Annotated in this window: 23 protein-coding genes; 20 read left to right on the forward strand and 3 right to left on the reverse strand. The window is 46.5% G+C overall.

Annotation, left to right across the window (positions count from 1 at the left end; translation table 11 throughout):
• Nucleotides 1-3 precede the first annotated feature (3 nt).
• The 12 genes from EV210_RS19925 (at nucleotide 4) to rsmI (ending at nucleotide 11,238) form a co-directional block, all read left to right on the forward strand.
• Nucleotides 4-945, forward strand: a complete 942-nt coding sequence (locus EV210_RS19925) for a hydroxymethylglutaryl-CoA lyase (protein WP_132083118.1) — start codon at nucleotides 4-6, stop codon at nucleotides 943-945.
• A 200-nt stretch (nucleotides 946-1,145) separates the two neighbouring features.
• Nucleotides 1,146-2,579 carry an aminotransferase class I/II-fold pyridoxal phosphate-dependent enzyme gene (locus tag EV210_RS19930; protein WP_132083184.1) on the forward strand — a complete coding sequence of 478 codons (1,434 nt, stop codon included), beginning with the start codon at nucleotides 1,146-1,148 and terminating at the stop codon, nucleotides 2,577-2,579.
• A 47-nt stretch (nucleotides 2,580-2,626) separates the two neighbouring features.
• Complete coding sequence (locus EV210_RS19935; RefSeq protein ID WP_132083119.1) at nucleotides 2,627-3,451, forward strand: RMD1 family protein; 825 nt, start codon at nucleotides 2,627-2,629, stop codon at nucleotides 3,449-3,451.
• A gap of 19 nt (nucleotides 3,452-3,470) precedes the next feature.
• A complete protein-coding gene (locus tag EV210_RS19940) occupies nucleotides 3,471-4,139 on the forward strand; it encodes a dTMP kinase (protein ID WP_132083120.1) in 669 nt (222 codons plus the stop codon).
• Between the two features lie 162 nt (nucleotides 4,140-4,301).
• Nucleotides 4,302-5,471 carry a M20 metallopeptidase family protein gene (locus EV210_RS19945; RefSeq protein ID WP_132083121.1) on the forward strand — a complete coding sequence of 390 codons (1,170 nt, stop codon included), beginning with the start codon at nucleotides 4,302-4,304 and terminating at the stop codon, nucleotides 5,469-5,471.
• A 12-nt stretch (nucleotides 5,472-5,483) separates the two neighbouring features.
• Nucleotides 5,484-5,687: a DUF3311 domain-containing protein gene (locus EV210_RS19950; RefSeq protein WP_132083122.1), complete on the forward strand. Its 204-nt coding sequence runs from the start codon at nucleotides 5,484-5,486 to the stop codon at nucleotides 5,685-5,687.
• A gap of 32 nt (nucleotides 5,688-5,719) precedes the next feature.
• The gene (locus tag EV210_RS19955) at nucleotides 5,720-7,192 is read left to right on the forward strand and encodes a sodium:solute symporter family protein (RefSeq protein ID WP_132083123.1); all 1,473 of its coding nucleotides are present in this window, start codon (nucleotides 5,720-5,722) and stop codon (nucleotides 7,190-7,192) included.
• A gap of 158 nt (nucleotides 7,193-7,350) precedes the next feature.
• Complete coding sequence (locus EV210_RS19960; protein WP_132083124.1) at nucleotides 7,351-7,797, forward strand: YaaR family protein; 447 nt, start codon at nucleotides 7,351-7,353, stop codon at nucleotides 7,795-7,797.
• Between the two features lie 35 nt (nucleotides 7,798-7,832).
• The gene (holB, locus tag EV210_RS19965; RefSeq protein ID WP_132083125.1) at nucleotides 7,833-8,822 is read left to right on the forward strand and encodes a DNA polymerase III subunit delta'; all 990 of its coding nucleotides are present in this window, start codon (nucleotides 7,833-7,835) and stop codon (nucleotides 8,820-8,822) included.
• Nucleotides 8,822-9,637 carry a PSP1 domain-containing protein gene (locus EV210_RS19970; protein WP_132083185.1) on the forward strand — a complete coding sequence of 272 codons (816 nt, stop codon included), beginning with the start codon at nucleotides 8,822-8,824 and terminating at the stop codon, nucleotides 9,635-9,637. Before holB ends, EV210_RS19970 begins: the two co-directional genes overlap by 1 nt.
• 3 nt (nucleotides 9,638-9,640) lie before the next feature.
• On the forward strand, nucleotides 9,641-10,390 hold the full coding sequence (locus tag EV210_RS19975) for a tRNA1(Val) (adenine(37)-N6)-methyltransferase (protein WP_132083126.1): 750 nt from the start codon (nucleotides 9,641-9,643) through the stop codon (nucleotides 10,388-10,390).
• Nucleotides 10,387-11,238, forward strand: a complete 852-nt coding sequence (gene rsmI / locus EV210_RS19980; protein WP_132083127.1) for a 16S rRNA (cytidine(1402)-2'-O)-methyltransferase — start codon at nucleotides 10,387-10,389, stop codon at nucleotides 11,236-11,238. The genes EV210_RS19975 and rsmI overlap by 4 nt, the downstream gene beginning before the upstream one ends.
• 40 nt (nucleotides 11,239-11,278) lie before the next feature.
• Here rsmI and EV210_RS19985 read toward each other — a convergent pair whose 3' ends face one another.
• Nucleotides 11,279-11,527 carry an AbrB/MazE/SpoVT family DNA-binding domain-containing protein gene (locus EV210_RS19985; protein WP_132083128.1) on the reverse strand — a complete coding sequence of 83 codons (249 nt, stop codon included), beginning with the start codon at nucleotides 11,525-11,527 and terminating at the stop codon, nucleotides 11,279-11,281.
• Between the two features lie 261 nt (nucleotides 11,528-11,788).
• Here EV210_RS19985 and metG point away from each other — a divergent pair, with 261 nt between their 5' ends.
• The 3 genes from metG to EV210_RS20000 all read left to right on the forward strand — a co-directional run bounded on the left by metG (nucleotide 11,789) and on the right by EV210_RS20000 (nucleotide 17,176).
• Nucleotides 11,789-13,720: a methionine--tRNA ligase gene (gene metG, locus EV210_RS19990; RefSeq protein WP_132083129.1), complete on the forward strand. Its 1,932-nt coding sequence runs from the start codon at nucleotides 11,789-11,791 to the stop codon at nucleotides 13,718-13,720.
• 70 nt (nucleotides 13,721-13,790) lie between these two features.
• Nucleotides 13,791-14,558, forward strand: a complete 768-nt coding sequence (locus tag EV210_RS19995) for a TatD family hydrolase (protein ID WP_132083130.1) — start codon at nucleotides 13,791-13,793, stop codon at nucleotides 14,556-14,558.
• Nucleotides 14,559-14,749: 191 nt separating this feature from the next.
• The gene (locus tag EV210_RS20000) at nucleotides 14,750-17,176 is read left to right on the forward strand and encodes a glycogen/starch/alpha-glucan phosphorylase (RefSeq protein WP_132083131.1); all 2,427 of its coding nucleotides are present in this window, start codon (nucleotides 14,750-14,752) and stop codon (nucleotides 17,174-17,176) included.
• A gap of 45 nt (nucleotides 17,177-17,221) precedes the next feature.
• Here EV210_RS20000 and EV210_RS20005 read toward each other — a convergent pair whose 3' ends face one another.
• On the reverse strand, nucleotides 17,222-18,736 hold the full coding sequence (locus EV210_RS20005) for a Ppx/GppA phosphatase family protein (RefSeq protein WP_132083132.1): 1,515 nt from the start codon (nucleotides 18,734-18,736) through the stop codon (nucleotides 17,222-17,224).
• Between the two features lie 185 nt (nucleotides 18,737-18,921).
• On the opposite strand from EV210_RS20005, the gene EV210_RS20010 reads away from it, so the two are divergent.
• The 5 genes from EV210_RS20010 to rsmA all read left to right on the forward strand — a co-directional run bounded on the left by EV210_RS20010 (nucleotide 18,922) and on the right by rsmA (nucleotide 25,221).
• Nucleotides 18,922-20,472 (forward strand): Ppx/GppA phosphatase family protein, encoded by a 1,551-nt coding sequence (locus EV210_RS20010; RefSeq protein WP_132083133.1) that lies wholly within the window; start codon nucleotides 18,922-18,924, stop codon nucleotides 20,470-20,472.
• The gene (locus EV210_RS20015) at nucleotides 20,473-22,572 is read left to right on the forward strand and encodes an RNA degradosome polyphosphate kinase (RefSeq protein ID WP_424218274.1); all 2,100 of its coding nucleotides are present in this window, start codon (nucleotides 20,473-20,475) and stop codon (nucleotides 22,570-22,572) included.
• A gap of 191 nt (nucleotides 22,573-22,763) precedes the next feature.
• Nucleotides 22,764-23,741, forward strand: a complete 978-nt coding sequence (locus EV210_RS20020) for a G5 domain-containing protein (protein WP_132083135.1) — start codon at nucleotides 22,764-22,766, stop codon at nucleotides 23,739-23,741.
• A gap of 89 nt (nucleotides 23,742-23,830) precedes the next feature.
• Nucleotides 23,831-24,373, forward strand: a complete 543-nt coding sequence (gene rnmV, locus EV210_RS20025) for a ribonuclease M5 (RefSeq protein WP_132083136.1) — start codon at nucleotides 23,831-23,833, stop codon at nucleotides 24,371-24,373.
• Nucleotides 24,370-25,221, forward strand: coding sequence for a 16S rRNA (adenine(1518)-N(6)/adenine(1519)-N(6))-dimethyltransferase RsmA (gene rsmA / locus EV210_RS20030; protein ID WP_132083137.1), 852 nt, complete (start codon nucleotides 24,370-24,372; stop codon nucleotides 25,219-25,221). Before rnmV ends, rsmA begins: the two co-directional genes overlap by 4 nt.
• A gap of 112 nt (nucleotides 25,222-25,333) precedes the next feature.
• Here the strand turns inward: rsmA and EV210_RS20035 are convergent, their stop codons facing one another.
• On the reverse strand, nucleotides 25,334-26,131 hold the full coding sequence (locus EV210_RS20035) for a glycosyltransferase family 2 protein (protein ID WP_132083138.1): 798 nt from the start codon (nucleotides 26,129-26,131) through the stop codon (nucleotides 25,334-25,336).
• Between the last annotated feature and the right edge of the window lie 18 nt (nucleotides 26,132-26,149).

Here is a 26,149-nt window from a genome sequence, read left to right on the forward strand (position 1 = left end):
CGCATGGTACAGGAAGTGCGTCACTTGTATGATCCCGAGTGGCCCCGACGGATTCGCATTTGTGAAGTCGGTTTGCGTGATGGGCTGCAAAATGAAAAACGCTTATTCAGCCTGGAAGAAAAGTTGCTTTTGCTAAATAAAGTAGTAGACTCAGGCGTCAAGATTATTGAGATCGGTTCCTTTGTTAACCCGAAGGCTGTGCCTGCTATGGCACAGACGGAGGAACTATGCCGGCTAATGCCGAAACTGGCAGGCGTAGAGTATCGGGCTCTTGTCGCTAATCTCAAAGGTGTCGAGCGGGCTTACTCGGCAGGAATTGCCAAAGTTAAGCTGACAGTCTCGGCAAGTGAGGCGCATTGCCGCAGCAACTTAAATAAAACCCCTGCAGAGATTATTGACGGGTTTACAAGCTGTGCTGCTTATGCTGCGGAACATAATATGAATGTATCCGGTGCCATATCAACAGCATTTGGATGCCCTTTTGAAGGCAGAGTCAAGCTGGAGCAGGTAGACAGGGTAGTACGCGATTTTTTACGGTTAGGGATAACGGAACTCTCCTTATCTGATACTACCGGCATGGCCAATCCCCGGCAGGTTTATGAACTGGGGAAATATATGACAACTGCTTTTCCATCAGTTCGTTGGGTCATGCACTTTCACAATACCCGCGGTATGGCTCTGGCGAACATTATTGCCGGTATACAAGCGGGCATTACAACCTTTGACGGAGCGTTTGCCGGATTAGGCGGCTGTCCCTTTGCACCGGGCGCTTCCGGCAATGTAGCAACCGAAGATGTTGTTCATATGCTTCATGAGATGGGGATTGCCACAGGAATTGATTTAGAGGGTGCCATGTCGACTGCCCGTCTGGCACAGGAAATGGCAGGACACACAACAGACAGCTTTGTTCTAAAAGCCGGAAGATGTGAAGATCTGGCAAAATAAAAAGTAACTAAGACTTGAAGAGGCCTCCTGTAATCATTACAGCAGGTCTCTTACTTTTGGGAAGATAATTTATTCGCCGGTGGATTTGTGTTAATATAGTAATGATTACCTCAAATGGTAATAATAAGCCCAGCCGGATAATTGACTGCTAAGGGGGTTCCGTTGTGTTTAAACAAAGCGATACGCCATTACTTACGGCAATGCAGACCTATGTGAAAGACAATGTCATTCCTTTTCATACGCCTGGACATAAGCAGGGTAAGGGTATCCATCCGAGTTTGGGGAATGTTCTTGATCATAAGGCGCTTGAATTGGATTTGGCGCTGATGTCGGAGCTGGATGACCTGCATGAGCCGCATGGCTGCATAAAAGACGCGCAGGATCTGGCGGCTGAACTCTATGGCGCTGATCATAGCTTTTTTGTTATTAATGGTACAACCGGCGGGATATATGCAATGATCCTTGCAATAGCCGGACCGGGTGATAAAATAATCGTGCCCCGTAATTCTCATCGATCCATCATCGGTGGTATCATTTTAGGCGGAGCAGTACCTATCTTTATGCAGCCCGAAATTGATATGGAGCTGGGACTGGCTATGGGGGTAACACCGGAAACGGTAGAAAAAGCGATACTTCTCCATCCTGATGCCAAAGGTGTATTAATTATTAATCCCACCTATTACGGGGTTGCCACAGATTTGAAAAAGATCGTCGAGATTGTGCACAACAATAATATGTGTGTAATCGTAGATGAAGCTCATGGTCCTCATTTGAAGTTCGGTGACCGTCTGCCTATTCAGGCACTGGATGCAGGTGCCGATATCGTTGCCCAAAGTACGCATAAAATTATTGGCGCCATGACACAGTGCTCAATGGTTCACTGCCGGGAAGGCCGTATCAACGTGCCGCGCTTAAAAGCTATGCTGCAGCTGGTACAGTCAACAAGTCCAAACTATCTTTTGCTCGCGTCGTTGGATGTGGCCCGGATGCAAATGGCTACCGAAGGCCGTGAACTCATAAACCGCTCAATTGAGTTAGCCCGCTGGACACGGGCAGAGATTAATAAAATCCCTGGCCTGTATTCCTTTGGAGAGGATAAAATCGGTAATGCCGGTATATACAGCCTTGATCCCACCAAAATTACGGTTACCGTTAAAGGGTTGGGCCTGAAGGGCTCTGATGCCGAACGGATTTTACGTTATCAATATAAAATACAAGCCGAATTATCCGACATGTATAACTTGCTTTTCCTCATTACTTTGGGCGATAATGAACAGGATGTACAGAATTTGGTGAATGCCCTCCGGGCTATGGCCGGCAACCATATGAAAGATGGCTTTATTCCCGTAGCAGAAGATATCTATGCAGTGCATGGCTATCCTGCTCAGCCGGAGCAGGTTATTTCACCGCGGGAGGCCTTGTTCGGACGAACGAAGCAAGTTCCCTTTGAGGAGGCAGGCGGTAAAATCTGCGCAGAAATTGTTACCTTTTATCCCCCTGGTATTCCGATTCTGTGTCCAGGAGAGCGCATTTCAGAAGAAAATATTGAATATTGCCGTCGTTTACAGGCAGCTTCGCTGCACATATCCGGTCCTGAAGATTATACGCTGACTACAATAAAAGTTGTTGAATAAGACCGGAATGGAACATTGTTTTTGACGATTAGGAGTAGGTGGAACCAATGAAGTCAGTTGATTTTAAAGCCGTTGTTGTATGTAAGGAACTTAATTTAGGCAATATTGCCCAGCACTTTGGCATTTATCGTAAGTTTCGCTGGGAAGATTCCCTGAAGCTTACGGAAAATGAATTAAAAGGTATTATAAAAGTTCCGGAAAATAAAGTTGTGTATATCTTTCATTTTGGCAGCCTCGTTTTCATCAATTGTGAGCATCATGACATGATGGATATTCTGGAATACTTGAAGAGGCTTGAAAAAAATGTTTCAACAACTAACCTGCGTGATTACTCTGATGATTATAAACTGGAAATTAATCCTGAAGCCATTCCAGCGCTGAATAATGACTTTATGGTCGTGGCCAAGCTGAATGATCATCATATGGAAATCGTTTCAACAGTATTAGCTAAATCAGTAGCTCTCGAAAAAACAGAGATTGCGATTGATTTATTGCTGGATGAAATCGAAGATGTTATTTCATATTTGAACCTTGGTCAGCTAACAACCTCTGATTCGCAGCTGGCAAAGCTTTCAGCACGCATATTAAGTTTTAAGCTGAATACCCTTTCCTATATCATGTTGCTCGACAAGCCTGATATTACGTGGACGAACGAAGAAGCTGAGTATACCTTTACCGAATTGAGTGCTATTTTCGAATTGGAAGACCGATATGGGAAGATCCGTCAAAAATCGGATACACTGCTGGATATTACGCAGGTTTTTTCCACATTAGCTCATGCTGAACGCGGTAATCGCCTGGAATGGGCTATTATTATTCTCATTGCGATTGAGATTGTATTAACTTTATATGAAATGTTTGTGATGAAGTAGAGAAAAGGAGAGCCGCACAATGGCAGGAAAACTAATTATTATTGAAGCCGGTGACGGCTGCGGCAAGGCAACGCAAACGGCAAAACTCTATAACCGGCTGGCTGCAGAAGGCTATCCTGTACGCAAAGTGGAGTTTCCCAATTATGCTAGTCCTTCCTCTGCTTTGATTAAGATGTATCTTGGTGGAGAATTCGGTACACAGCCCGATGCGGTCAATGCTTACGCAGCATCAGCTTTTTTTGCCGTTGACCGTTTTGCGTCCTATAAGGCTTCCTGGGGAGACTGGTATCACCAGGGAGGAATCATTCTGGCCGATCGCTATACAACGTCCAATATGGTTCATCAGGCTGTCAAAATTGCTGATGGAGAGGAAAGGAACCGTTTTTTAGACTGGCTGTGGGATTTGGAATTTGTCAAATTTGCACTGCCTGTCCCCGATCAGGTGCTGTTCCTTGATGTACCACCCCAATTAAGCGGCAGACTGCTGGCGGAGCGCGCTGCCCAGGCCGAGGCTAAGCCCGATATTCATGAGCGGGATCAGGATTATCTGGTGCGCTGTTACCATAGTTACCGTATGCTGGCAGAGCGCTATCAGTGGCAGTCTATTGAATGTGTAAATGCTCATGAGTTAAAAAGTATTGAGCAAATCCATCAGGAAATTTATCAATCAGTGAAGAAGATTCTGTAAGTATGACAAGGGGGAGCACCCCCTTTTTTTATTGCTATTTTCGTATTGAGTACTAATGTACGCAGTGTGGAAATAATATTGTAAAACGGGGGAGGAGTTTTGGGGAGGCAGGAGAAGTAAGGGGAAAAGAGGATCACAAGTGACAATACTCAGGAGGTACTTATGGAACGGAAAATTCAGCAGTTAGCTGCAGAGTATCATCAATATGTTATTGCGATGCGCAGGCATTTTAGAATGCATCCCGAACTTGGCGGGGAAGAGGTCGCCACCCAGAAAAAAATTATTGCCGAACTGGAAGCGCTGGGATTACAGCCCCGGGCTGCTGCCGGCACCGGTGTTATCGTAGAAGTACAGGGCCCTTTGCCGGGAAAAACGGTGGCAATCCGGGCCGATATCGATGCCTTGCCGGTACAGGATGAGATTGCGCAGCCTTACCGCTCGCAAAACGAGGGACTATGCCATGCCTGCGGACATGATGGGCATATGGCAATGCTGCTGGGGCTGGTTAAAATATTTACCGCATTGTCTGAAGAAGTTAAGGGCACAATACGCTTTTTATTTCAGCCCAGTGAAGAAAAATTTCCCGGTGGGGCAGAAGCGATGATTGCCGATGGGGCAATGGAAGGTGTTGACGCCGTGATTGGCGCTCATTTGTGGCAGCCGCTCCAAGTAGGGACAATCGGCATTACCTATGGCCCGATGATGGCTTCGCCGGATGAATTCAGTATCTCCATTCAGGGCAAGGGCGGGCACGGCTCAATGCCCCATCAGACGATTGATCCTATCAGTGTGGGCGCTCAAATTGCGCTGGCGCTAAAAGCGATTACCGGCAACGATATCAAACGAAACGAACTGGCCGTATTATCGCTCGGCGTATTCAAAGCAGGCAGTGTATTTAATATTATTCCCGATACAGCGCTGTTGCAGGGGACGGTTCGCAGCTTCTCCCAGGAAGTGCGGGAGAATGTATTTGCCCGTATCGAGCAGATATGCGGCGGCATTTGCAGTGCCCATGGAGCGACATTCAGCTTTGAACCCGTGTATGGTTACCCGCCGGTAATCAATCATCCTGAGGTGTCCGCTATGGTAGCAGCGGCTGGCAGGGAAGTGCTGAAGGAAGAAGGGGTCATTGAATTACAACCGGCCATGGTGGGGGAAGATTTTTCGTTCTATCAGCAGCAGGCTCCGGGGGCGTTTATTTTTGTCGGTATTGGCAATCCCGAGAAGGGACTGGTGTACCCCCATCATCATCCGAAGTTTGACATGGACGAGGAAGGCTTACGAATTGGTATGGAAGTAATGGCACGTACCGCTGTAAAACTATTAAGATAGGGGGCAGATGACATGAATGCTGTAAGAGTACTGTTGACACTTATCCCGTTTATCTGGTCAATCGGCTTATTGCCTTTTGCCAATCGGGTGAAGCCTTTGGTAATGGGCTTGCCGTTTCTCGCATTTTGGCTGGTGGCCGGTATTATTATCGCATTTTTGTGTATTAAAGCCCTTTATACGCTTGATTCCAAGAACAAAGAGGCAAATGACGCTTAAGCACCAAACAATCCGAAAGGAGCTAAATAACAATGACCAATGAAAGTATGTCGTTAGCGGTTATTTTTATTTTTGTTGTCGGTGTTACAGTTGCAGGCATGCTGCCGGGACTAAAGCGAAAGATGAATTTGGAAGAATGGGCGGTAGGCGGACGGAACTTTGGCCGCTGGCTGAACTGGTTTGTTATGGCCGGGGAGATTTATACGGCTTTTGCCTTTTTGGGAGCCAGCGGCTGGGCTTACGCCCGTGGCGGTCCTACTTTTTATATTTTAGGTTATGGTGCTTTGGCTTATATGGTGGGCTATTATCTTCTGCCGGTTATGTCCGCAGTTGGCCGCAAGTACAATCTCATGACCCAGTCCGACTTGGTTGAACACATGTATGGCAGCCGTACGCTGGGTATAGTAACCGCTTGCATCGGTGTCGCCTTTTTACTTCCTTATTTGCAGCTGCAATTAACCGGGCTGGGCTTGATCATTGAAACCTGTTCATACGGGCAGATTGCCCGCGTGCCGGCAATGCTGATTGCTTTTACGATGGTGGCCGCTTTCGTGTATCTAAGCGGTCTGAAGGGAGTGGCATCAACCGCTGTAATTAAAGATATCGTGATGATGGCGGCGGTTATTTTCTTTGGCCTGTATTTACCTATCCATTATTTTGGCAGTCTGGGGGGAATGTTTGAGGCTTTGGAAACGGCAAAGCCAGGTTTTCTTGCTTTGCCAGGCGGCACGAAGAATTTGGATGTAAGCTGGGCGATGTCCACTCTGGTTGTAACAAGCTTAGGTTTTTATATGTGGCCGCATTTTGCCGCCAACAGCTTCAGTGCCAAAAATCCGGATGTATTGCGTCATAATGCTGTTTATCTGCCTTTATATCAATTCTGCCTAATTTTTCCGATGTTTATTGGCTTTACAGCGCTGCTCGTGCTTGTACCTGTGTTGAAAACACCGGACATGGCTTTTATGACTATTGTACAGCACTTGTTTCCCGGCTGGGCACTCGGCCTCGTCGGCGGGGCAGGAGCGCTGGCATGCATGATACCTGCAGCCGATTTGCTGCTTTCTACTTCGATGCTGGTTACCCGCAATATTTATGGGCGTACTGTAGGGCAAAATACTACACCGGAACAGGCAGGGCGTATTGCGCGACTGGTGGTGCTGGCATTAACGGCCGTAGCACTGGCACTGGCAATCTTCCTGCCTAACATGCTGGTCAATCTCCTGCTAACCGGCTATTCCGGCGTGACACAGTTTTTTCCTATGATCATGGCAGGCCTGTTCTGGAAAAGGGCCACTTGCTTAGCTGCTTATGCCGGACTCATTGTGGGAGAAGTAGTAGTGTTTGCCTTGATTTTAGGCAAACTTGATCCGCTGCCTTTTGCCGGGTTGAACTTAAATGCCGGATTTGTTGCTTTGGCAGCCAACCTTGCTGTTTTTATCGCTGTCAGCTTTATGACGCGCAGTGTAAGGGCTGGTGAGAGCAGCAAGGCAGCAGTGAATAAATGATGATAACAGCCTCAACTGCCGGTTTGGGTAGAACCCTTTGAGTATCCGGTCAGTTGGGGTTTTATCACTGTCATTTATTTGCTTATTTTTTGTAAAGGAATTATAATGAATAGTAATCTGTATATTATCATGGACTAACATCCAGCAGGAGGTCGGCAGTGAAGATTAATAAGATGGGCACATCGAATCCCCCTCTGCCTGTCGAGCGTGACAACAACGCTAAGACAGAAAAAAGCGGTGATCCTTTTGCGCTTAATCTGGCAAAATCCCAGGACAGCCAGATTAAGGAACGGCTTACTGAGCTTCTAGATGCCATAACCGAACAGGGAAAACGATTATCGACTGCACCGACGTTTGTGGAATTAAAAAGCTACCGTGAACTGGTGCGGGAATTTCTCGGTGAAGCAGTGGGGCGTATGTATACTCTGCAAACAAATGCCGGTTGGGATCGCCAGGGACGGAAGAAAATGTTTTCAACCATCAAGCAAATTGATGATACACTCGCCGGCTTGACTGAAGATGTACGCATCGGCCAGGAGCGGCAGCTGAAAATAATGAATAAGCTTGATGCAATACGTGGGATGTTAGTCGATCTATATATGTAATTATCTACCGGAATTCGTTATATACTGAGGGTACTATGTGGGAGACGATCATTGGACATTATTCCAATACAACTATGCTGCAAAAAATGCTGGCAGGCAAACGCCTGCCTCACGCACTGCTGTTCGTCGGGCCGCCGGGGATTGGCAAGGTGCTTGTTGCTAAAAGCTTAGCAGCCAGTTTGCTCTGCGGTGGGACAAGCCCCTGCGGGTATTGTTCATCGTGCCTGGCATTGGCTCATCAGAATCATGCTAATCTGCTAGTCATTACTCCTGATGGTGCAAGTATTAAAATTGATCAAATCCGGGCAATTCAGCATGAAATTGCCATGCGCTCCTCATCAGGGCAGGCGAGAGTGTGTATTATCGAGGATGCCGGTAAGATGACAAAAGAGGCGGCCAACAGTCTGTTAAAAATGCTGGAAGAGCCGCCCGAGCATTTTTATTTTATTTTAACGGCGGCTTCCATTCATGCAGTATTAAATACAATTTTGTCACGCTGTCTGGTGATGAAGTTTTTGCCTCTGCTTCCGGAACAGATGATAGCAGCGCTGCAGCATAAAGGCTTTTCGCAGGAACAGGCAGCAGTTGCCGCGCGGTTAAGCGGTGGGCGTTTAGGAAAAGCTCTTGAACTACTTGCTCCAGAGGGACTGCGGCTGCGAGATGAGGCAATGCGGCTGGCAGCAGTAATAACCGAGCAAAGCGGTGTATGGCTTTTTCGTGTCGTTAGCACTTTGGATAAGCGGGAGAATACAGAACTGGGGCATTTGTTAGGTTTTTTGTCGGGGATTTTTCGTGATTTAACAGTAATAAGGATTACTGGCAATTACGAATTGGTTTTTAATGCTGATAAGGTGGCGCAATTGCGGGAACTGGCAGTGAACTGGCACGAAAAAGCTTTGGTTGCGGCGGTGAAACGGATTTACTCAGCAGAACGGGCTATTGCTGCTAATGCCAATATGCGTCTTACCTGGGAAGCATTGTTGATTGAATTAGCTGACTTGGCAAAGGAGGGAAGGGAATCATGATGCATACGGTGGTGGGAATCCGGTTTAAACGTGCCGGTAAAATATATTATTTTGATCCGGGTGAACTGACGATTACGAAAGGTGATTTTGCAATCGTCGAAACTGCCCGGGGGCTGGAATTCGGTGAAGTTGTTATTGGCCCCAGACAGGTTGCAGAGGAAGAACTGGTTTCTCCGCTGAAACCGGTGCTGCGTAAGGCCACTCAGCAAGACCAGGACAAAGTAAATGACAATAAAGAAAAAGAAAAAGAAGCTTTTCGCGTTTGTGAACAGAAAATTTTGCTGCATTCGCTGCCGATGAATTTGGTGGATGTAGAGTATACCTTTGATGTTAATAAGATTATTTTTTATTTTACGGCAGAAGGGCGAATTGATTTTCGCGATTTAGTCAAGGATTTGGCGGCTGTTTTTAGGACACGCATTGAGTTGCGGCAGATCGGGGTTCGCGATGAGGCCAAAATGATGAACGGTATTGGCTGCTGCGGACGGCCTCTGTGCTGCGCAACTTTTCTCGGTGATTTTGAGCCTGTATCGATTCGGATGGCTAAAGATCAGCATTTATCATTGAATCCAACGAAGATTTCCGGCATTTGCGGCCGCTTAATGTGCTGCCTGAAATATGAAAATGACTCCTACAGTAATCTTCCTGAAACAGTGAAAAAAGTATCCGTTGCTCCGGCAATTGGCCGCGAAGTGATTACAATTGAGGGAGAAGGCCGCGTATTAACAGTTAATCACCGTAATAAGACGGCGAAGATTCAATTGGCCGAAGGCAAGAATATTGATATATCATGGGATGAAGTGGTGGAAAAGTAGGACATGACTGATGCGGTGCTTGAACCAGGAGATCGCCTTGATGATCTTATTATCAACGGCTTAAAAATTATTCAGCGGGATGATCAGTTCCGTTTTTCTCTTGACGCGATTTTATTAGCTCATTTTGCAACTGTGCGGCCTAATGCGGCTGTCGTTGATTTGGGAACAGGTACAGGTGTCATTGCAATGCTGCTTGCTGTGAGGGGCGCCGCGCAGGTGACCGGTGTGGAAATCAGCCCGGTTATGGCTGAAATGGCTGCGCGGAGCGTGAAACTTAATCAATTAGCTGGCCGTATTTCCATTCAGAATGCTGACTTGCGTAATCTGAGGGGACAATTACCGGCCGGCGTTTTTGATTTAGTTGTGTCTAACCCGCCCTACCGGCCGGTGGGAAATGGCTTTTTAAATCCGAATGATAAAGTTGCTATGGCCCGTCATGAAGTGACCGCTACTTTAGGTGATGTAGTGGCTGCGGCCCGGTATCTGGTTAAATACCGGGGCCGGTTTGCCATGGTTCATTTACCGGAGCGAATCCCCGAAATTTTGGAGGCTTTGCGATTTGCTGGCATAGAGCCCAAACGGCTTAGGCTGGTTCACTCGACAATCGGAAAAAAACCGAATATGGTCCTCGTCGAAGGGATACGGGGAGCCAGTTCCGGTTTAGAAGTATTGCCGCCTCTGATTGTATACGATAATGCGGGCAATTACTGTTCTGAAATTTTAGCATGGTATCAGGGGGATCAATCAATATGAATGCCCTACAGGGTGTACTTTATTTGTGTGCTACGCCGATCGGCAATCTGGAGGATATTACCTTCCGGGCTATCCGCGTACTGAAAGAAGCGAATTTAATTGCAGCTGAAGATACCCGTCACACCCGAAAGCTGCTAAATCACTATGAAATACATACAGCAACTGTTTCTTATCATGAACATAATAAGCTGGAACGGGGCCCGGAACTAATCAACCGCCTGCTCCAGGGCCAGACAATAGCTCTGGTTAGTGATGCCGGTATGCCGGGGATTTCCGACCCTGGCACTCATTTAACTCAGCTGGCAATAGAAGCCGGTATCACTGTTATTCCCGTACCTGGCGCGAATGCCGCATTATCTGCATTGGTTGCATCAGGACTGGACACAACCAACTTCACTTTTGTCGGGTTCTTGCCCAAAACGAAAAAGAAGCGGCGCGAATTACTGGAGCAGCTCGTAAAACAGCCCTATACGCTGCTGTTCTATGAGTCTCCTCATCGGATTAAGGAAACACTGAAAGAACTGGAAACGGCCTTTGGTGACCGCCCGGCAGCAGCCTGCCGTGAACTCACGAAAAAGTTTGAAGAATTTAACCGGTCTACGCTTTTAGGCCTGCAGCAGCATTTTGCCGCAGTAGAACCAAGAGGGGAGTTTACTCTTGTTGTACAAGGGGCAGGAGCAGGGCCGGAGCCGGATCTAGGTAGTAAAGACGAAGTTTCTTTGCCGGAAGCGGTAGCCTTGCTTATGGCCAAGGGGGCAGCAAAAAAAGATGCCCTGCGGCAGGTGGCAGTCGACCGGGGCATATCCAGACGGGATGTCTATCAGGCGGTTCTCGAGGCTGAAAAATAAAAAAACAGAGGCTGTAACCTCTGTTGAAACAAAACATTGCTTAAATTGCTTTACCTACCATGGAAGACAAGCAGTCTTTGCACACATTTTTATTTTTAAAATTAGTTACTCCGTCAGCGTTGCCGCAGAATACGCAAGCTGGCTCATATTTGCGGAGAACAATCCGGTCACTGTCAACATAAATTTCGAGAGCATCTTTTTCTTCGATATCTAGAGTGCGACGCAGTTCAATAGGAATTACTACGCGGCCCAATTCGTCAACTTTACGAACAATACCAGTAGATTTCATAATTGTAAACCCCTCTCAAATTACAATATTCGACAAAACTTGTCTAACTAAATAGTACCAAATCTTACAAAGGTTGTCAACCTAATTTTTTCCAGATAAGGTGTATTTTTTCAAAAAAGTAGACATATTACAGAAGAATATTGCTGTTTGTGTCGAATACATGTTATTTGTGTCGAGAGTGGCAGGTTTTTTACTTGTCGATGGTTGTTACTTGCAAGAGGGAAATGAACCTCTTGTCGAAATAAAGGAGGAACTCTTACTATGGATAAAAAAACATTCTATATTACAACACCGATTTACTATCCCAGCGACCGGCTGCATATTGGTCATGCTTACTGCACCACGGTTGCCGACTCAATTGCCCGCTACAAGCGGCTGGCTGATTATGAAGTGCTGTTCTTGACCGGCTCTGATGAGCATGGACAAAAAATTGAACGCAAGGCTAAAGAAAATGGGGTAACACCCATTCAGTATGTGGATAAAATTGTTGACGGCTTTAAAAATCTCTGGGAGAAACTCAATATTTCTCACGACGATTTTATTCGTACGACAGAAACCCGCCATCGTGAAGTGGTGCAAAGCATTTTTCAAAAGATTTTTGATCAAGGTGATATTTATAAGGCTGCATACGAAGGGTGGTATTGCACTCCGTGTGAAACTTTCTGGCTGGAAACGAAGCTGGAGAACGGGAATTGTCCCGACTGCGGCCGTCCGGTAGAGCTGCTCAAAGAAGAAAGCTATTTCTTTAAAATGTCCAAATATCAAGAACGCCTGTTGCAATATATTGAACAAAATCCTGACTTTATTCAACCTACGTCCCGCCGGAATGAAATGATTAATTTCATCAAAGGGGGTCTCGAAGATCTCTGCGTATCACGCACTACTTTTGATTGGGGAATTCCGGTTCCCTTTGATACCAAGCATGTGGTATATGTTTGGTTTGATGCATTGACCAACTATATTACTGCTGCCGGCTATCTTCATGACCGCGACAAATTTGCCAAATTCTGGCCTGCCGATATTCACTTGGTAGGCAAGGAGATCGTTCGGTTCCATTCCATTATCTGGCCGATCATTTTGATGGCCCTTGGCGCTGAGCTGCCTAAAATGGTATATGGTCATGGCTGGCTGGTAGTTGAAGGGGATAAAATGTCCAAGTCTAAAGGCAATGTTATTGACCCGGTAGCATTAATTGATGAATTCGGACCGGATGCTATCCGGTATTTCCTTTTGAAAGAAATAACATTAGGTCAGGATGGAAACTTTTCACGTGACGCCCTCATTAACCGCATAAACGCGGACTTAGCAAATGATTTAGGTAATTTGCTCCATCGTACGCTCAGCATGATTGGCCGTTTTAACGGCGGTGTAATTCAAGCTGCCGGTGAGAAGGAAGCAATAGATGCCGAATTAGCGCAATTAGCCCACAATACGGCAGCTAATTACGAAAAGAATATGGAGAGCATGGAAATTAATGCTGCTTTAAAAGAAATATGGGCACTTGTCAGCCGCAGCAATAAATACATTGACGAGACTGCGCCCTGGGCATTGGCTAAAGATCCGGTAAAACGGGCCCGCCTGGATACGGTTATGTATAATTTGGCGGAAGTTCTGCGCATTGTTACAATTCTGGTTTCTCCGTTTATGCCGACTACTGCTCCGAAAATCTGGGCCCAACTGGGGATTGAAACGGCCTTTGCCGATGTGCGGCTCCATGATGCGCAAAGCTGGGGCCTGCTGGCAGCGGGAACAAAAGTTGCCAAACCTGAGCCCATTTTCCCCCGTATTGAGATCAAGCCTGAAGCTGAAGTGCAAAGCGCAGCAGCGCCTGCAGCTAAAGTGCAGCCTGCTCCAGCGGCTGACAGCAGCCAGGAGGAAATAACAATTGATGATTTCGGTAAAATGGATTTGCGGGTAGCAAAAGTACTGACGTGTGAAAAAGTAAAAGGAGCGGACAAACTGCTTCAATTCACGGTTGATCTTGGAACTGAGACCCGTACCGTTATTTCCGGCATTGCCAAACACTATCAGCCGGAGGAATTAGTAGGGCGTAACGTTGTTATGGTTGCCAACTTAAAACCGGCAAAAATTCGCGGGATTGAATCACGCGGAATGTTATTATCCGCTTCCTGTGAGGATAAGCTGATTTTAGTTGATGCACCGGACATGCCGGCAGGCAGTCGGGTTAAATAATAAAATCAACAAATTAGCCTTGAAGTGCTGTCACTGTAGGGAGCGGCAGTTTTAAGGGAGGGACTTGAACATGTTATTTGATTCGCATGCTCATATTGACGACAACCGGTTCGATTCCGACCGGCTGGAGACGATTGAAAGGGCAAGAGAAAATGGCGTCACCGGTATTATTAATATTGGTGCCGATATGGCTTCTTCGGCACGGTCGGTAGCGCTTGCCCAGGCTCACGAAGGTATCTATGCGGCGGTAGGCATCCACCCCCATGATGCAAAAGCGGCTGTTAACGCTGATTATGACCGGATGGCTGAATGGGTTGAACAGGAGAAAAAAGTGGTTGCCATTGGCGAAATTGGGTTGGATTACTACTACGATTTATCGCCCCGCGAAGTTCAGCAGGAGGTTTTTATCCGTCACATTGATTTGGCGCGGCAGCTGAGAAAACCGATCATTATTCATGACCGGGATGCCCACGGCGATGTGATGAATATTGTAAAAAAAGAGGCGAAGGGAATTATTGGCGTTTTTCACTGCTATTCAGGCAGTCTGGAAATGGCTAAAGAAGTTCTTAAACTGGGATTTTACGTTTCTTTTGCCGGCCCGGTTACTTTTGCCAAATCGACGAAGTTAAAAGAAATAGCGGCAGCTGTACCCTTAGAACGCCTGCTGGTGGAAACAGATTCGCCGTATCTTACACCTCATCCCCACCGCGGACGCCGCAATGAACCGGCTCATGTGCGCCTGGTTGCTGAAGAAGTAGCCCGCTTGAGAGGTCTTTCACTTGAAGAGGTGGCCGAAGCTACAACTCAGAATGTCAAGCAGCTTTTCCATATTGTCTAATCAATAAGATCTCTCCGGCCAGTTGGCTGGAGAGATCTTTTATTTGGGTTACCGCGGCTGTCGGCATAATTTACACTTGTCATTCAAAAACTAACAGTGTTTTGGCTTGCCAATCCAGCGGAAGTGCTGTATTGGCGAGCTGGCTGGTTTGCGGGGATATTTGGCAGGTATACACAGGAGGGAGGCTGCTAATGGAGTTAGAAAAAAGAGAGTTTCAGCGAAGCTTTATCGAGATGGTCCAAGCACTACATGGAAGGGACATTGCCGACACCACCGCACGGGAACAATTTTTGGCGCTCGCCATGGTGGTGCGTGAATATACAGGCCGCAAGTGGGCTGCTGCGGTACACCCTGCCGTCAGTCAAAAACAGGTATGGTATTTTTCGATTGAATTTTTGCCTGGCCGCCTGCTAAGGGGGTATTTGTTCAACCTGGGAATCTATGAGCTTTGTGTGCAGGCATTAGCAGAATTAGGAATTGCAATTGCTGCGCTTGAAGCGGAGGAAGAGGATGCAGGAACCGGCAATGGCGGTTTGGGAAGGCTGGCGGCATGTTATCTTGACTCAATGGCTGCCTTGGGGCTAGGCGGGCATGGTTGTGGTCTCAGGTACCGCTACGGCTTGTTTGAGCAACGGGTGTGTGAAGGGTATCAACAGGAATTGCCTGATGACTGGCTAAAAGATGGCTATTATGTTTGGGAGACCCGCCGACCGGACGAAGCGGTAATTATCCGGTATGGTACAGATGAGCAAGTTCTGGCTGTTCCCTATGATATTCCGGTTACCGGATATCATAATGAAACGGTTAATACCTTACGTTTATGGAGCAGTGAAGCGGTTCCCTCCCAAGGCTGCAGCGCAACCTGCCAGGAGGCAATAGCGCAGAAACGGCGGTGCCAGTCTATTACGGACAGCCTGTATCCCGACGACTCCACCTCAGAGGGGAAAACATTGCGTTTAAAACAGCAGTATCTACTGGTGTCGGCCGGATTGCAAAGCTTAATTAAGAATCATCTGCGGCATAATTGTCTGGAGCTATTGCCCCAAAGGGTTGCTGTACACATTAATGACACTCATCCTGCCTTGGCAATTCCGGAATTAATGCGCCTGCTGCTGGATGAATACGGCTGGGGATGGCAGCAGGCCTGGGAAGTGACAACAGCAACAATATCGTATACCAATCATACTATTTTGCCCGAGGCGCTGGAAACGTGGCCGGTTGACTTATTTAGCAGTTTATTGCCGCGTATTTATGAGATTGTACATGAAATCAATGAACGCTTTTGCCGTCTGCTATGGCAGGCTTATCCGGGTGATTGGGCAAAAATAGCCCAGATGGCTGTAATAGCCGATAATCAGATTAAAATGGCACATCTTGCAATAGTCGGCTGTTACAGCATCAATGGTGTGGCAAAGCTGCATACGGATATTCTGAAGCACCAGGTCATGGCTGATTTCTATCACTATACGCCGGAAAAGTTCAATAATAAAACAAACGGAGTGACTCACCGGCGCTGGCTGATGGCGGCAAATCCCGGCTTGGCAAAATTATTGTCGGAAACGATCGGCACCGGCTGGATCGAGCGGCCTGAGCGGTTGGAAGAACTTTTGCAGTTTCGATCAGATGCTGCTTTTCAGGAGAAGCTGGCCGCTGTTAAGCAGCTGAATAAGCAGCGTCTGGCAAGCTATATTTACGGTAAGTATGGCTGGAAGATTGATGAGCATTCCCTCTTTGATATGCAGGTCAAGCGAATACATGCATACAAGCGGCAATCAATGAATGCCCTGCATATTTTGGATCTTTATAACCGACTAAGAGAAAACCCGTCCCTTGACATCCCGGCGAGAACGTATATTTTTGGCGGTAAGGCGGCTTCCGGCTATTATAAAGCCAAAAAGACAATTAAGCTGATTGATACGCTGGCACAGCTGATCAATAGGGATCAAACCATTCAGGATAAATTAAAGGTGGTATTCCTGGAAAATTATAATGTATCACTGGCAGAGCTGATTATACCGGCTGCCGATATTAGTGAGCAAATTCCCACAGCGAGCTTTGAAGCAAGCGGGACAGCAAATATGAAGTTCATGATGAACGGCGCCGTAACAATTGGAACTCAGGATGGGGCAAATATTGAAATAGGCCGCCTGGTTGGTACAGACAACATTATTACCTTCGGGCTGTCGGCAAATGACGTGCTTCAGTATTACCGGCAGGGAGGCTATAATCCGTGGTCTGTATACCAAAGCGATCACCGGGTTGCCACCGTGATGGAGCAGTTAGTAAACGGCTTTTTGCCGGTACCTCCTGATGAATTTAAAACACATTATCAGTCATTTCTGCAGGAGGGCGACTATTATTTCGTATTGAAAGATTTTGCCGCCTATGCAGATGCCCAGCAGCAGGCCGGAGAGCTGTACCGTAACCGCTGCCGCTGGTTGAGTATGTCGGCGGCCAATATTGCTCATTCTGGGTATTTTGCCAGCGACCGTACCTTTGCCGAGTATGCTGCACAAATTTGGCAGGCTGCGACTGGCCAGAACAGCGCGGAACTTTATTCAGGCAAGACAATCACACAGATGAAGGCCTGCTCTTCATCAGGAGCGGCTTATCTATGACAAAGCCGCCAGGCTGTATCAGCGCCTGGCGGCTTTTGGGTTAGCTTATTCGATAGATAAATCGAACGGGAACTCTTTTTTGAACCATTTGCGGTGCTTTTCTACAGCTTTGCGCTCTATAGAGGCATCTTCATCGGTAATGAGCCGCAAATGAGCCCGTTTATTTTGGGCGAACGCTTCAACTTGCGGGATGAGGCGCATTTGCGTTGTATCCAGACATTCAGCCAGGCCTAAAATCAAGGCCAGCTTGCGAGCCATATCCCAGTCATTTGCATCGAGGAACTCAGTGTATAAACGATTGCGGGTGAATTTTGCCGAGGGGCCATTGTGCCAGCCGGCAATAATGGCGCAGAGCATCTGCTCGCGGTGTGTCAGCCCGAAGAGGCGGGCGTTTTCGACTAAATAAGAGCTGTGGCGGGCATGGTCATAATAATTAATTGTAATGCCGATGTCATGCAGCAGCGCTGCCACCTGCAGCAGTATTTTTTCCCGTTCGCCTAAATTGTGCAGTTGCTGCCAGCCCTCAAACATGGCAACGGCAAGCTGAGTTACATGTTCGGCATGATTGATATCCCCTTTATAAAACATCAGCATATTGCGGGCACTGTGCAGCAAAATATCAGGGATAATTTCCTCCTGATGCTGTAAGTGGCGGTAATATTGAAAAAAAAGTCCTTCACGCAAACCGCAGCCGCTGGCAATAAGCTGGGTTCCTTTTGTTACGTTTAGCAGGCATTTAATAATAGTTGAGCCGGCAATAATAATGTCTGCCCGTTCGCTGGAAAGTCCGGGAATCTTGCGCCGCTGATCCGCTGTTTTTTCTACCAGCATGCGCCAGAGCTCCGAAAAAGACAACGGACCTACTTTATAATTATGAACTTTGGAAAAGGGGTAGTTTCTAACCCGTTGATCCATCTTGGCAACATTGCGCATTGTACCGCCAATGCCGATAAGCGGGATATTCAGCCTGTCCAGCCAGGGAACCTGTTCCAGCTGGCGCATTATGAAATTGTACAAGTCGGTCAGCTCTTCTTCACTGACTTTGTTTTGCGTACCGAAACGTTCGGTCATCGTAACTGCACCGAAAGGCATACTGATTGAGTGTTCGATTTTTCGGTTGCGGACGAGTGTCAGTTCTGTACTGCCGCCTCCCAGGTCAAAGATAAGTGCATCAGGAACGTCTAATGTATTGAGAACACCGATATATCCTAGGCGGGCTTCTTCCTCGCCGCTGATAACCTGTAAGGGAATCCGGGTATTGCGGTGAACCATTCGCAAGAAATCCGTTCCGTTTTCTGAAGTACGGACAGCTGCAGTCGTTACTGCGAGAATTTTGTTTACTTCGAAGAGTTCGCACATGTGAGTGAACATGCGCAGGGTTGCAATTGCTCGATTCATGGCTGCTTGCTCGAGGCGATTGGTGCCGGTCATGCCTTCACTTAACCGAATGGCTTCTTTTTGGTGATAAACCAAATTATACGAACCATTGTGATAAATATGCATAACAATTAAGCGAGCTGAGTTAGAGCCCAAATCAATAATCGCGACTCGTTCTGTCATTAGATGCACCTCAATTAATGAACTTATGGAATACTATATTTCGCTACATTTTTTAAAATCCTTTTAAATTGTTTGTTACATTTTTTACATAAACTTAACAAAACATAAAAAGAAAAACAGGGAAAATTCAATTTTTATGTCGAATTAGAATGTAAATAACAACCTATCCGGCCGGAGGTAATCACATGGGGAAAGCGACTAGTCCTGAAATATTTGGCGCTATCCATTTAGGATCAGAGCAGGCAGGCATTCAAATTGTTCAATATAAGACGCTGGCTGACGTCAAAGTAATCGATAAGGCCTTCCGGGAAGTGACGCTAGGGGAAGAGATTTTTAAAACCGGTAAAATCAGCTTTGGTACGCTGAATGAAATTTGCGATTTGCTGAAAGGCTACCGGCGCATGCTTTGTGAATACGGTGTACGGGATTACCGGTTATTTGCAACAACAGCTGTCCGTGAGGCCAGCAATCAGCGGTATATTGTTGATCAAATACGGGTCAAAACCGGTTTCGACGTGGAGGTTGTCGATATGCCGCGCGAAATCTTCTATAAATACTTTGCGCTGTTTAAAACGTTACAGGAACAGCAGCTGATCGGGCAAAAGGATGCAGTGCTTTTTGTCGACATCTCATCCGGTGGATTGGGTTTTACCTTGTATAAGGGGGGCTGTATTCACTATCAGCAGAATATTCATATTGGTGCTTTGCGCATAAAAGAAAGTTTTGACAAAAATCAACGGGAATCCGTGCAGTTTCCCCAGGCATTGGCTGAATATATATACAGCACAATTGAACCGGTAAAAACAGAACTGAGACGGCATAAGATTAAATATCTTGTGCTGGCCGGCAATGAAACAAAACTCGTCCTCAAGATATTGGGCCGCAGCGGGAATGATAAGCTGACAGTAATCGATCCGCAGGAGTTTACAGCCTGTGCGGAACAACACCGATTTTTTAATATTGCCCATCTGATGAATGCTTATGATTTCAATGAACACCGGGCAGAAATTGTTTTGCCTACTATTATTTTGTATCAGCAGATTTTGTCAGTTACAGAAGCTGGCAAAATTATTGTTCCGAATACAACATTTACTGACGGCGTTACGCTCCATCATGTAGCGGAGCAGACACATGACAGTTTTGTCGATGTAGTAGAAGAGCAGATTCTCAGTCTGGCGTACACGCTGGGGAAAAAATATAGCTTTGATGCCGATCACGCTATTATGGTAAGCAATGTAGCATTAAAAATATTTGATAGTATGGTTAAGGCCCATGGACTCGGAAAAAGGGAGCGGTTTTTACTGAAAATCGCAGGAATACTGCACGATATTGGTAAATTCGTCAGTTTGCGCCGCCATTATTTTTATTCGTACCGGCTCCTGGTATCTTCTGATATATTTGGCTTTTCTGATGAGGAAAAGCATATTATGGCCAATGTGGCATATTACCATTCAAAAGGAACGCCAAGTGATGCTGAAGACAATTTTCGGTTTTTGCCGGAAAAGCATAAGACAATTGTTTCTAAGCTTGTCGCTATGATGCGTCTGGCCGATGCGATTGACCGCAGTTACCGCCAAAAAATTACTGACTGCGTGGTGAGCCTGAAAGGGGACGAATTAATCATCTCCTACAACAGTCTAGAAGATACATCACTGGAAGAATGGACCTTTGCCGACAAGGCTGATTTCTTTGAAGAGGTTTTTGGCTTTCGAGCCCTATTGAAACGACAGGGGTAGGTGAATACGTTGTTTGATCAACACGAATTCTTTTTAAATCGTGAACTTAGCTGGCTGAAATTTAACAGCCGGGTTTTGCAGGAGGCCGATGACCCCAATAAACCGCTTTTGGATCGGCTGCGGTTTATCGCGATTGTCAGCTCCAATTTAGATGAGTTTTTTATGATCCGCGTTGCTGGTCTAAAGCACCAGAAAGAAAGCGGTATTAATAAAATGGACAATTCGGGCCTGACAGTGCTGGAGCAGTTAGAGCGGATCGCCGGTTTCAGCCATCAGCAGGTAAAGGTTCAATACAAGTACCTGCAAAAGATTTTATCCCTGCTGGAGGAACAGGATATTCACTTCTTAGACGTTCAGGATTTGACGGATAAAAACCGTGAGTGGCTGTATGATTATTTCTTAAATACTATTTACCCCGTTACTACTCCTATGGCGGTGGATGCCAGTCACCCCTTTCCCTTTTTAGCCAGCCGCGGTCTGAATCTCGCTGTTTTGCTGGAAAAGGATAAAGGCGAAGTAAAGACAGCAGTTGTGCCCGTACCGACCGTATTACCCCGCATAGTGGAGATTCCAGGTCAGGAGGGCAAGAAACACTTTGTCTTTTTAGAAAACATTATGCAGGAATATTGCCATCACTTATTTCATGGTTACCGGATCAAAGAGGTAGCTCCTTTTCGCATTACCCGCAATGCCGATTTATCCATTGCCGAGGAAGAAGCAGTCGATTTACTGGCCGAAGTGGAAAAGTCTCTGCAGCAGCGGCGTAAGGGGCAGCCGGTACGCCTTGAAATAGGGAAGAGAACCAATAAAGCCATACGAGATTTTGTTGTAGGAGCACTGAAATTAGAAGAGCAGGATATCTATGAAATTATGGGTCCTCTTGACAATGCGATATTTGCTAAGTTTGCCGATTTGCCAGGGTATGATCATTTGCGCTATCAGCCTATTAATCCGCAAATTCCGCCGAGACTCAAGAACAGCGAAGAAATATTTGCCGCCATCCGGGAAAAGGATATACTTATCCATCATCCCTATGAAGCCTTTGATCCGGTAGTCAACTTCGTCATGCAGGGAGCAACGGACCCTAAAGTATTGGCTATTAAGCAGACACTGTACCGTGTTGGCGGAAATTCGGCGATCGTCGGGGCACTGGCAGAAGCGGCGAAAAATGGCAAGCAGGTTACCGTTCTCGTAGAGTTAAAAGCCCGCTTTGATGAAGAAAACAATATCATTTGGGCTCGCCGCCTGGAAGAGGCCGGCTGTCATGTTATTTATGGATTGGTGGGACTTAAAACTCATGCCAAATGTACACTGGTGGTACGCCGCGAAAGCTATGGCATTAAGCGGTATGTCCATGTTGGTACAGGGAACTATAATGATTTCACGGCAAAAATCTATACGGATATCGGCTTGTTCACCGCTAATGATCAGATTGGAGCTGATGCATCGGCCTTTTTTAATCTATTATCCGGTTACTCCGATCCACCTATTTGGAATAAATTTATTGTTGCTCCTCTTGGTCTTAGAGAAAAATTGATTCAATTAATTGATCAAGAAATTCAAGCTGTCGACGCAGGACGGCCCGGCCGGATTATTGCGAAGATGAATTCCCTTTTAGACCGGGAGATTATCATTAAGCTGTATGAAGCGTCGGCTAAGGGTGTAAAAATTGATTTAATTGTACGCGGCATATGTGTGCTAAGGCCAGGACTTCCGGGAGTAAGTGACAATATTACGGTCCGCAGCATTGTAGGAAGATTTCTGGAGCACAGCCGGATTTTTTATTTTGCTAATGGTGGAGACAGCAGTGTTTTCCTGTCTAGCGCCGATTGGATGCCCCGCAATTTAAACGAGCGGGTGGAATTGATGGTTCCCATACAGGATAACGATCATAAAGACCGTATCAAGGAAATTTTGGAGCTGATTTTAAAAGATAATCTAAAAGCGCATGTTATGAAAAAAGACGGCTCTTACCGTAAGGTTGAGAAGCGTTCTAAAGCAATCAACAGCCAGGAAAAACTGTACGAACAGGCTGTATCGAGAAGCGAAGTGAAGGAACTGACGATTGAACAGCGGTTAAGGCCGAGTTACCGGCATTAGTGCCGCTGGCGGAAATTAACAAAAGGTAATATTCTGTAAAACGGCGAATATCCTGTTGGTATGGGGTATTTGCCGTTTTGTATATTTGGAATCATTTCTGGATATACTAGCTTTCACTAGGGATATCTTACCAAATTTGACAATCACCTGCCATTTATGGTATAATCCTAAAGCTTGAAAGGGGGAACCACATGAGTAATGACAAATCCAGGCGGCAAGGTCGCTTAAGCGTGATAATTGCCGTACTAATTGTCGTGTCTCTGGTGGCATCCGGCTTTGTTTGGGCCCACAAAAAAGTACACATTACTGCAGATGGACGCAATTTAGACATACGAACTCTACATAGTAAACCTGAAGACGTGTTGGCTCAAGCGGGAATCCAAATGGGAGACCGCGACGAATACCGGTTGTCGACTGCGAAGCTGCAAAGCGGTACCACAATTTCTGTTCACCGGGCAATTCCGGTATCAGTGATGTACCAGGGCAAGACTGAAACAGTAACAACAGCAAAGCTTACCGCCGGGGAAGTGGCGGCAGCCATGGGAATTGCCAACCCAAATGTAAAACTTATTCCTGGTGAAGATACCCCAGTAACTGCTGATATGCTTATTAAAGTGGTTGCGATTACAGAATCCCTTGTGGATAGAGAGCTCCCTGTACTTTATCCTGTAATGCGCCAGCCTGATCCGACACTGGAGAAAGGCGAGGAACGGGTTATAGAAGAGGGGCAGGACGGTCAGAAAAGAGCAAAAATCAAATTAATATTTGAAGATGGCGTGCAAACTTCAGAACAGATTGTCGAAGAGCACGTCACGGCAGAGCCGAAAGCCAAAGTTATTCAAGTGGGCACACGGGATATGGTGGAAACTTCCCGTGGTGATCTGCGCTTCCGCCGGATTGAGCGGATGGAAGCAACGGCGTATTTACCGACTGATGGCGGCGGACATGGAATTACGGCTTCCGGTGTTCCAGCCCGTAATGGAGTTGTTGCCGTTGATCCCCGGGTCATTCCACTGGGCAGCCGGTTGTTTATTCCCGGATATGGTCTAGCGTTGGCGGCTGATACAGGCGGCGATATTATCGGACACAGAATCGATCTTTGTATGGAAGACGAAAGTGCCGCTTGGCGTTTTGGTCGCAGACCAGTTAAAGTTTATGTGCTGGATTAATGTTAGAGGTTGTTGAAGGCTTGTCTTCAACAACCTTTAACTTATATTGCAAAAGCATATTGCAGTATTTTTGCAGGTGAGGGAAAAGCATGATACAAGAAGTGATAGTTGTTGAAGGAAAACAAGATATTGCCCGGGTCAAGCAGGCTGTAGAAGCGGAAATAATTGCTACCGGCGGATTTACGCTGGCTCCGTATACGCTGAAGAAAATTGAACAAGCCTATACGAAACGGGGGATTATTGTTCTTACTGATCCTGATCATGCGGGCGAACGCATCCGTAAGTATTTGAGCCAGCGCTTTCCCTTGGCTAAGCATGCTTTTGTTCCACGGGAGCAGGCTTATGCAAACGATGATATTGGGATTGAGCAGGCCTCACCTGAAGCGATCAGGGCAGCTTTAAGCAAAGTTCGCTGCCATCATTTCACACCGCAGCAGGAGTTTACGCTTGCCGATATTCTCCGGGGAAATTTAAGCGGTGCTGCCGAGGCGGCTGAACGGCGGGCGCTCTTAGGGGCATCGTTAGGGATTGGCTACGCTAATGCCAAACAGTTTTTATATCGTCTTAACCATTACGGTGTAAGGCGCGACGAATTTGAGAAAGCGCTAAGCACGCTGGAGGAGCAGTTATGATTCAGCCTACTATTGCCAATAAGGATGTAACCCTGCACATCGTTAAGACTTTTGGTATTCATATTACCAAAAAACTAGGCCAAAACTTTCTAATTCGAAAAGAGGTTGTTGATGGCATTGTTGCAGCAGGCTCGGTAAAAGAAGGGGATACGGTTCTGGAAATCGGTCCGGGTATCGGCACACTGACCCAGGGCTTGGCTGAAACCGGTGCGGATGTGGTTGCGGTCGAGGTAGACAAGCAGCTCATTAGTGTGCTGGCTAAAACCTTACAGGGATATGAAAATGTGAGAGTTGTCCATGGTGACATTTTGAAACTCGACATTTCCCGGGAAATAATGGCAGAAAAGTATAAGGTTATTGCCAATTTGCCGTATTATATTACGACGCCGATCATTATGATGCTGCTCGAACAGCGGTTTCCTGTCGAAGTATTGGTAACGATGGTTCAAAAAGAAGTTGCTGAGCGTATGGTGGCCAAACCAGGAGGCAAAGAATATGGTTCTTTGTCGGTTGCTGTCCAGTATTATACGGAAGCTGATATTATGTTCACGGTGCCTCCGGCCTCTTTTTATCCCTCTCCTGCGGTTGAGTCGGCAGTTATTCGCTGCAAAGTACGCGAGAAACCGCCAGTGGATGTTGCAGATGAAAAGGCATTTTTCCGGATAGTCAAAGCTGCTTTTTCACAGCGGCGGAAGACGTTCAGCAATACGCTGAAAGCGGCAGGCATTGAGCCCGAATTAATTGCTAGAATGCTGGATAAAGCCGGAATAGATGGCGTCAGGCGGGGAGAAACATTATCTCTGGCTGAATTTGCCGCTGTTGCCAATGCCTGGGTGGAACTCAGATAATTATTCGAAAAGATACAAAGAGTGTGTCGCAAATCGCTTTTTTGAAAAGCAAATGCGACACACTTTTTTTGCAGATAAAAAACCCTGCTCTTTTGTGAGCAGGGTTTTGTATTCAGCTTTCTTGCTTGTTTTCCATGAATGTATCCAGCAAATCGAAGCGACGATCACTGTGATAGCCTAAATGGGTTTTATTCTGATGTTGTCGTGTACGGGGCTGGGATTGGAAAACAGATATGGCTTCCAGACAGTCTCCAACAATTGTATCAATGATCCGGTTGGTATGAATTTGATTTTTAATGGAGGAACCTAACCGGTAATGAGGGATGGTAGTTGCTACATCTATTTTTAATTTGTGCATTCGCGCCAGGGCAAGCGGAACCGGCGGAATAGCCAGTTCACGGATGGGGATTGTTTCTAACAACCGGCGGGAAACGGCATGAGGCCCATGGGCGGGGGTGGCGAGGCCGATTTTTTTATCAAGCCCCAGTTCTTTGTTTAGATTATGACGCCATTGAAAGGTAGGGTTATAGCGTTCAATGTGGCGGGGAGGTGACGGATAGCAGTTAGTGAGAGCAATATCCAGGTGCTTTAACAGCACTCCGTCAACTAATTCCATTAAGTTCTCATTAAAAGTACCTACCATATCGCCATCTACGAAAGCGATAACATCGCTGCCCAGAGCCATAGCCACTTTAGCGCCAATTGCCCGTGGAACGTCGATTCCGAGACAGTCGTGAAAATAAATGATTTGAAGTTTTGGCAGCCGCATTTGCAGAACTTCCTGCATAGTCGTATCTTTGGACCCGTTGGCTACAAGAATGATGTGATCAACTGGCAGTGTGCCGAGATTTTGCAGTACTGTAGGAACGCGGCCGGCCTCATTTCTTGCTGGAACGACGACGGAGATCATTTCCATCACCTCAATAGC

The sequence above is a fragment of the Anaerospora hongkongensis genome (assembly GCF_004339805.1).
GTDB classification, from domain to species: Bacteria; Bacillota; Negativicutes; order Sporomusales; family DSM-15969; genus Anaerospora; species Anaerospora hongkongensis.

Excerpts from the sequence above, each read along its gene's own strand:
- EV210_RS19950 (WP_132083122.1), top strand. The coding sequence starts at position 5,484 with ATGAATGCTGTAAGAGTACTGTTGACACTTATCCCGTTTATCTGGTCA.
- EV210_RS19970 (WP_132083185.1), top strand. The coding sequence starts at position 8,822 with ATGCATACGGTGGTGGGAATCCGGTTTAAACGTGCCGGTAAAATATAT.
- EV210_RS19995 (WP_132083130.1), top strand. The coding sequence starts at position 13,791 with ATGTTATTTGATTCGCATGCTCATATTGACGACAACCGGTTCGATTCC.
- rsmA (WP_132083137.1), top strand. The coding sequence starts at position 24,370 with ATGATTCAGCCTACTATTGCCAATAAGGATGTAACCCTGCACATCGTT.
- holB (WP_132083125.1), top strand. The coding sequence starts at position 7,833 with ATGTGGGAGACGATCATTGGACATTATTCCAATACAACTATGCTGCAA.
- EV210_RS20010 (WP_132083133.1), top strand. The coding sequence starts at position 18,922 with ATGGGGAAAGCGACTAGTCCTGAAATATTTGGCGCTATCCATTTAGGA.
- EV210_RS19940 (WP_132083120.1), top strand. The coding sequence starts at position 3,471 with ATGGCAGGAAAACTAATTATTATTGAAGCCGGTGACGGCTGCGGCAAG.
- EV210_RS19955 (WP_132083123.1), top strand. The coding sequence starts at position 5,720 with ATGACCAATGAAAGTATGTCGTTAGCGGTTATTTTTATTTTTGTTGTC.
- EV210_RS19975 (WP_132083126.1), top strand. The coding sequence starts at position 9,641 with ATGACTGATGCGGTGCTTGAACCAGGAGATCGCCTTGATGATCTTATT.
- EV210_RS20005 (WP_132083132.1), bottom strand. The coding sequence starts at position 18,736 with ATGACAGAACGAGTCGCGATTATTGATTTGGGCTCTAACTCAGCTCGC.
- EV210_RS19935 (WP_132083119.1), top strand. The coding sequence starts at position 2,627 with ATGAAGTCAGTTGATTTTAAAGCCGTTGTTGTATGTAAGGAACTTAAT.
- EV210_RS20000 (WP_132083131.1), top strand. The coding sequence starts at position 14,750 with ATGGAGTTAGAAAAAAGAGAGTTTCAGCGAAGCTTTATCGAGATGGTC.
- EV210_RS19985 (WP_132083128.1), bottom strand. The coding sequence starts at position 11,527 with ATGAAATCTACTGGTATTGTTCGTAAAGTTGACGAATTGGGCCGCGTA.
- metG (WP_132083129.1), top strand. The coding sequence starts at position 11,789 with ATGGATAAAAAAACATTCTATATTACAACACCGATTTACTATCCCAGC.
- EV210_RS20020 (WP_132083135.1), top strand. The coding sequence starts at position 22,764 with ATGAGTAATGACAAATCCAGGCGGCAAGGTCGCTTAAGCGTGATAATT.
- rnmV (WP_132083136.1), top strand. The coding sequence starts at position 23,831 with ATGATACAAGAAGTGATAGTTGTTGAAGGAAAACAAGATATTGCCCGG.
- EV210_RS19945 (WP_132083121.1), top strand. The coding sequence starts at position 4,302 with ATGGAACGGAAAATTCAGCAGTTAGCTGCAGAGTATCATCAATATGTT.
- EV210_RS19930 (WP_132083184.1), top strand. The coding sequence starts at position 1,146 with ATGCAGACCTATGTGAAAGACAATGTCATTCCTTTTCATACGCCTGGA.
- EV210_RS20035 (WP_132083138.1), bottom strand. The coding sequence starts at position 26,131 with ATGATCTCCGTCGTCGTTCCAGCAAGAAATGAGGCCGGCCGCGTTCCT.
- rsmI (WP_132083127.1), top strand. The coding sequence starts at position 10,387 with ATGAATGCCCTACAGGGTGTACTTTATTTGTGTGCTACGCCGATCGGC.
- EV210_RS19925 (WP_132083118.1), top strand. The coding sequence starts at position 4 with ATGGTACAGGAAGTGCGTCACTTGTATGATCCCGAGTGGCCCCGACGG.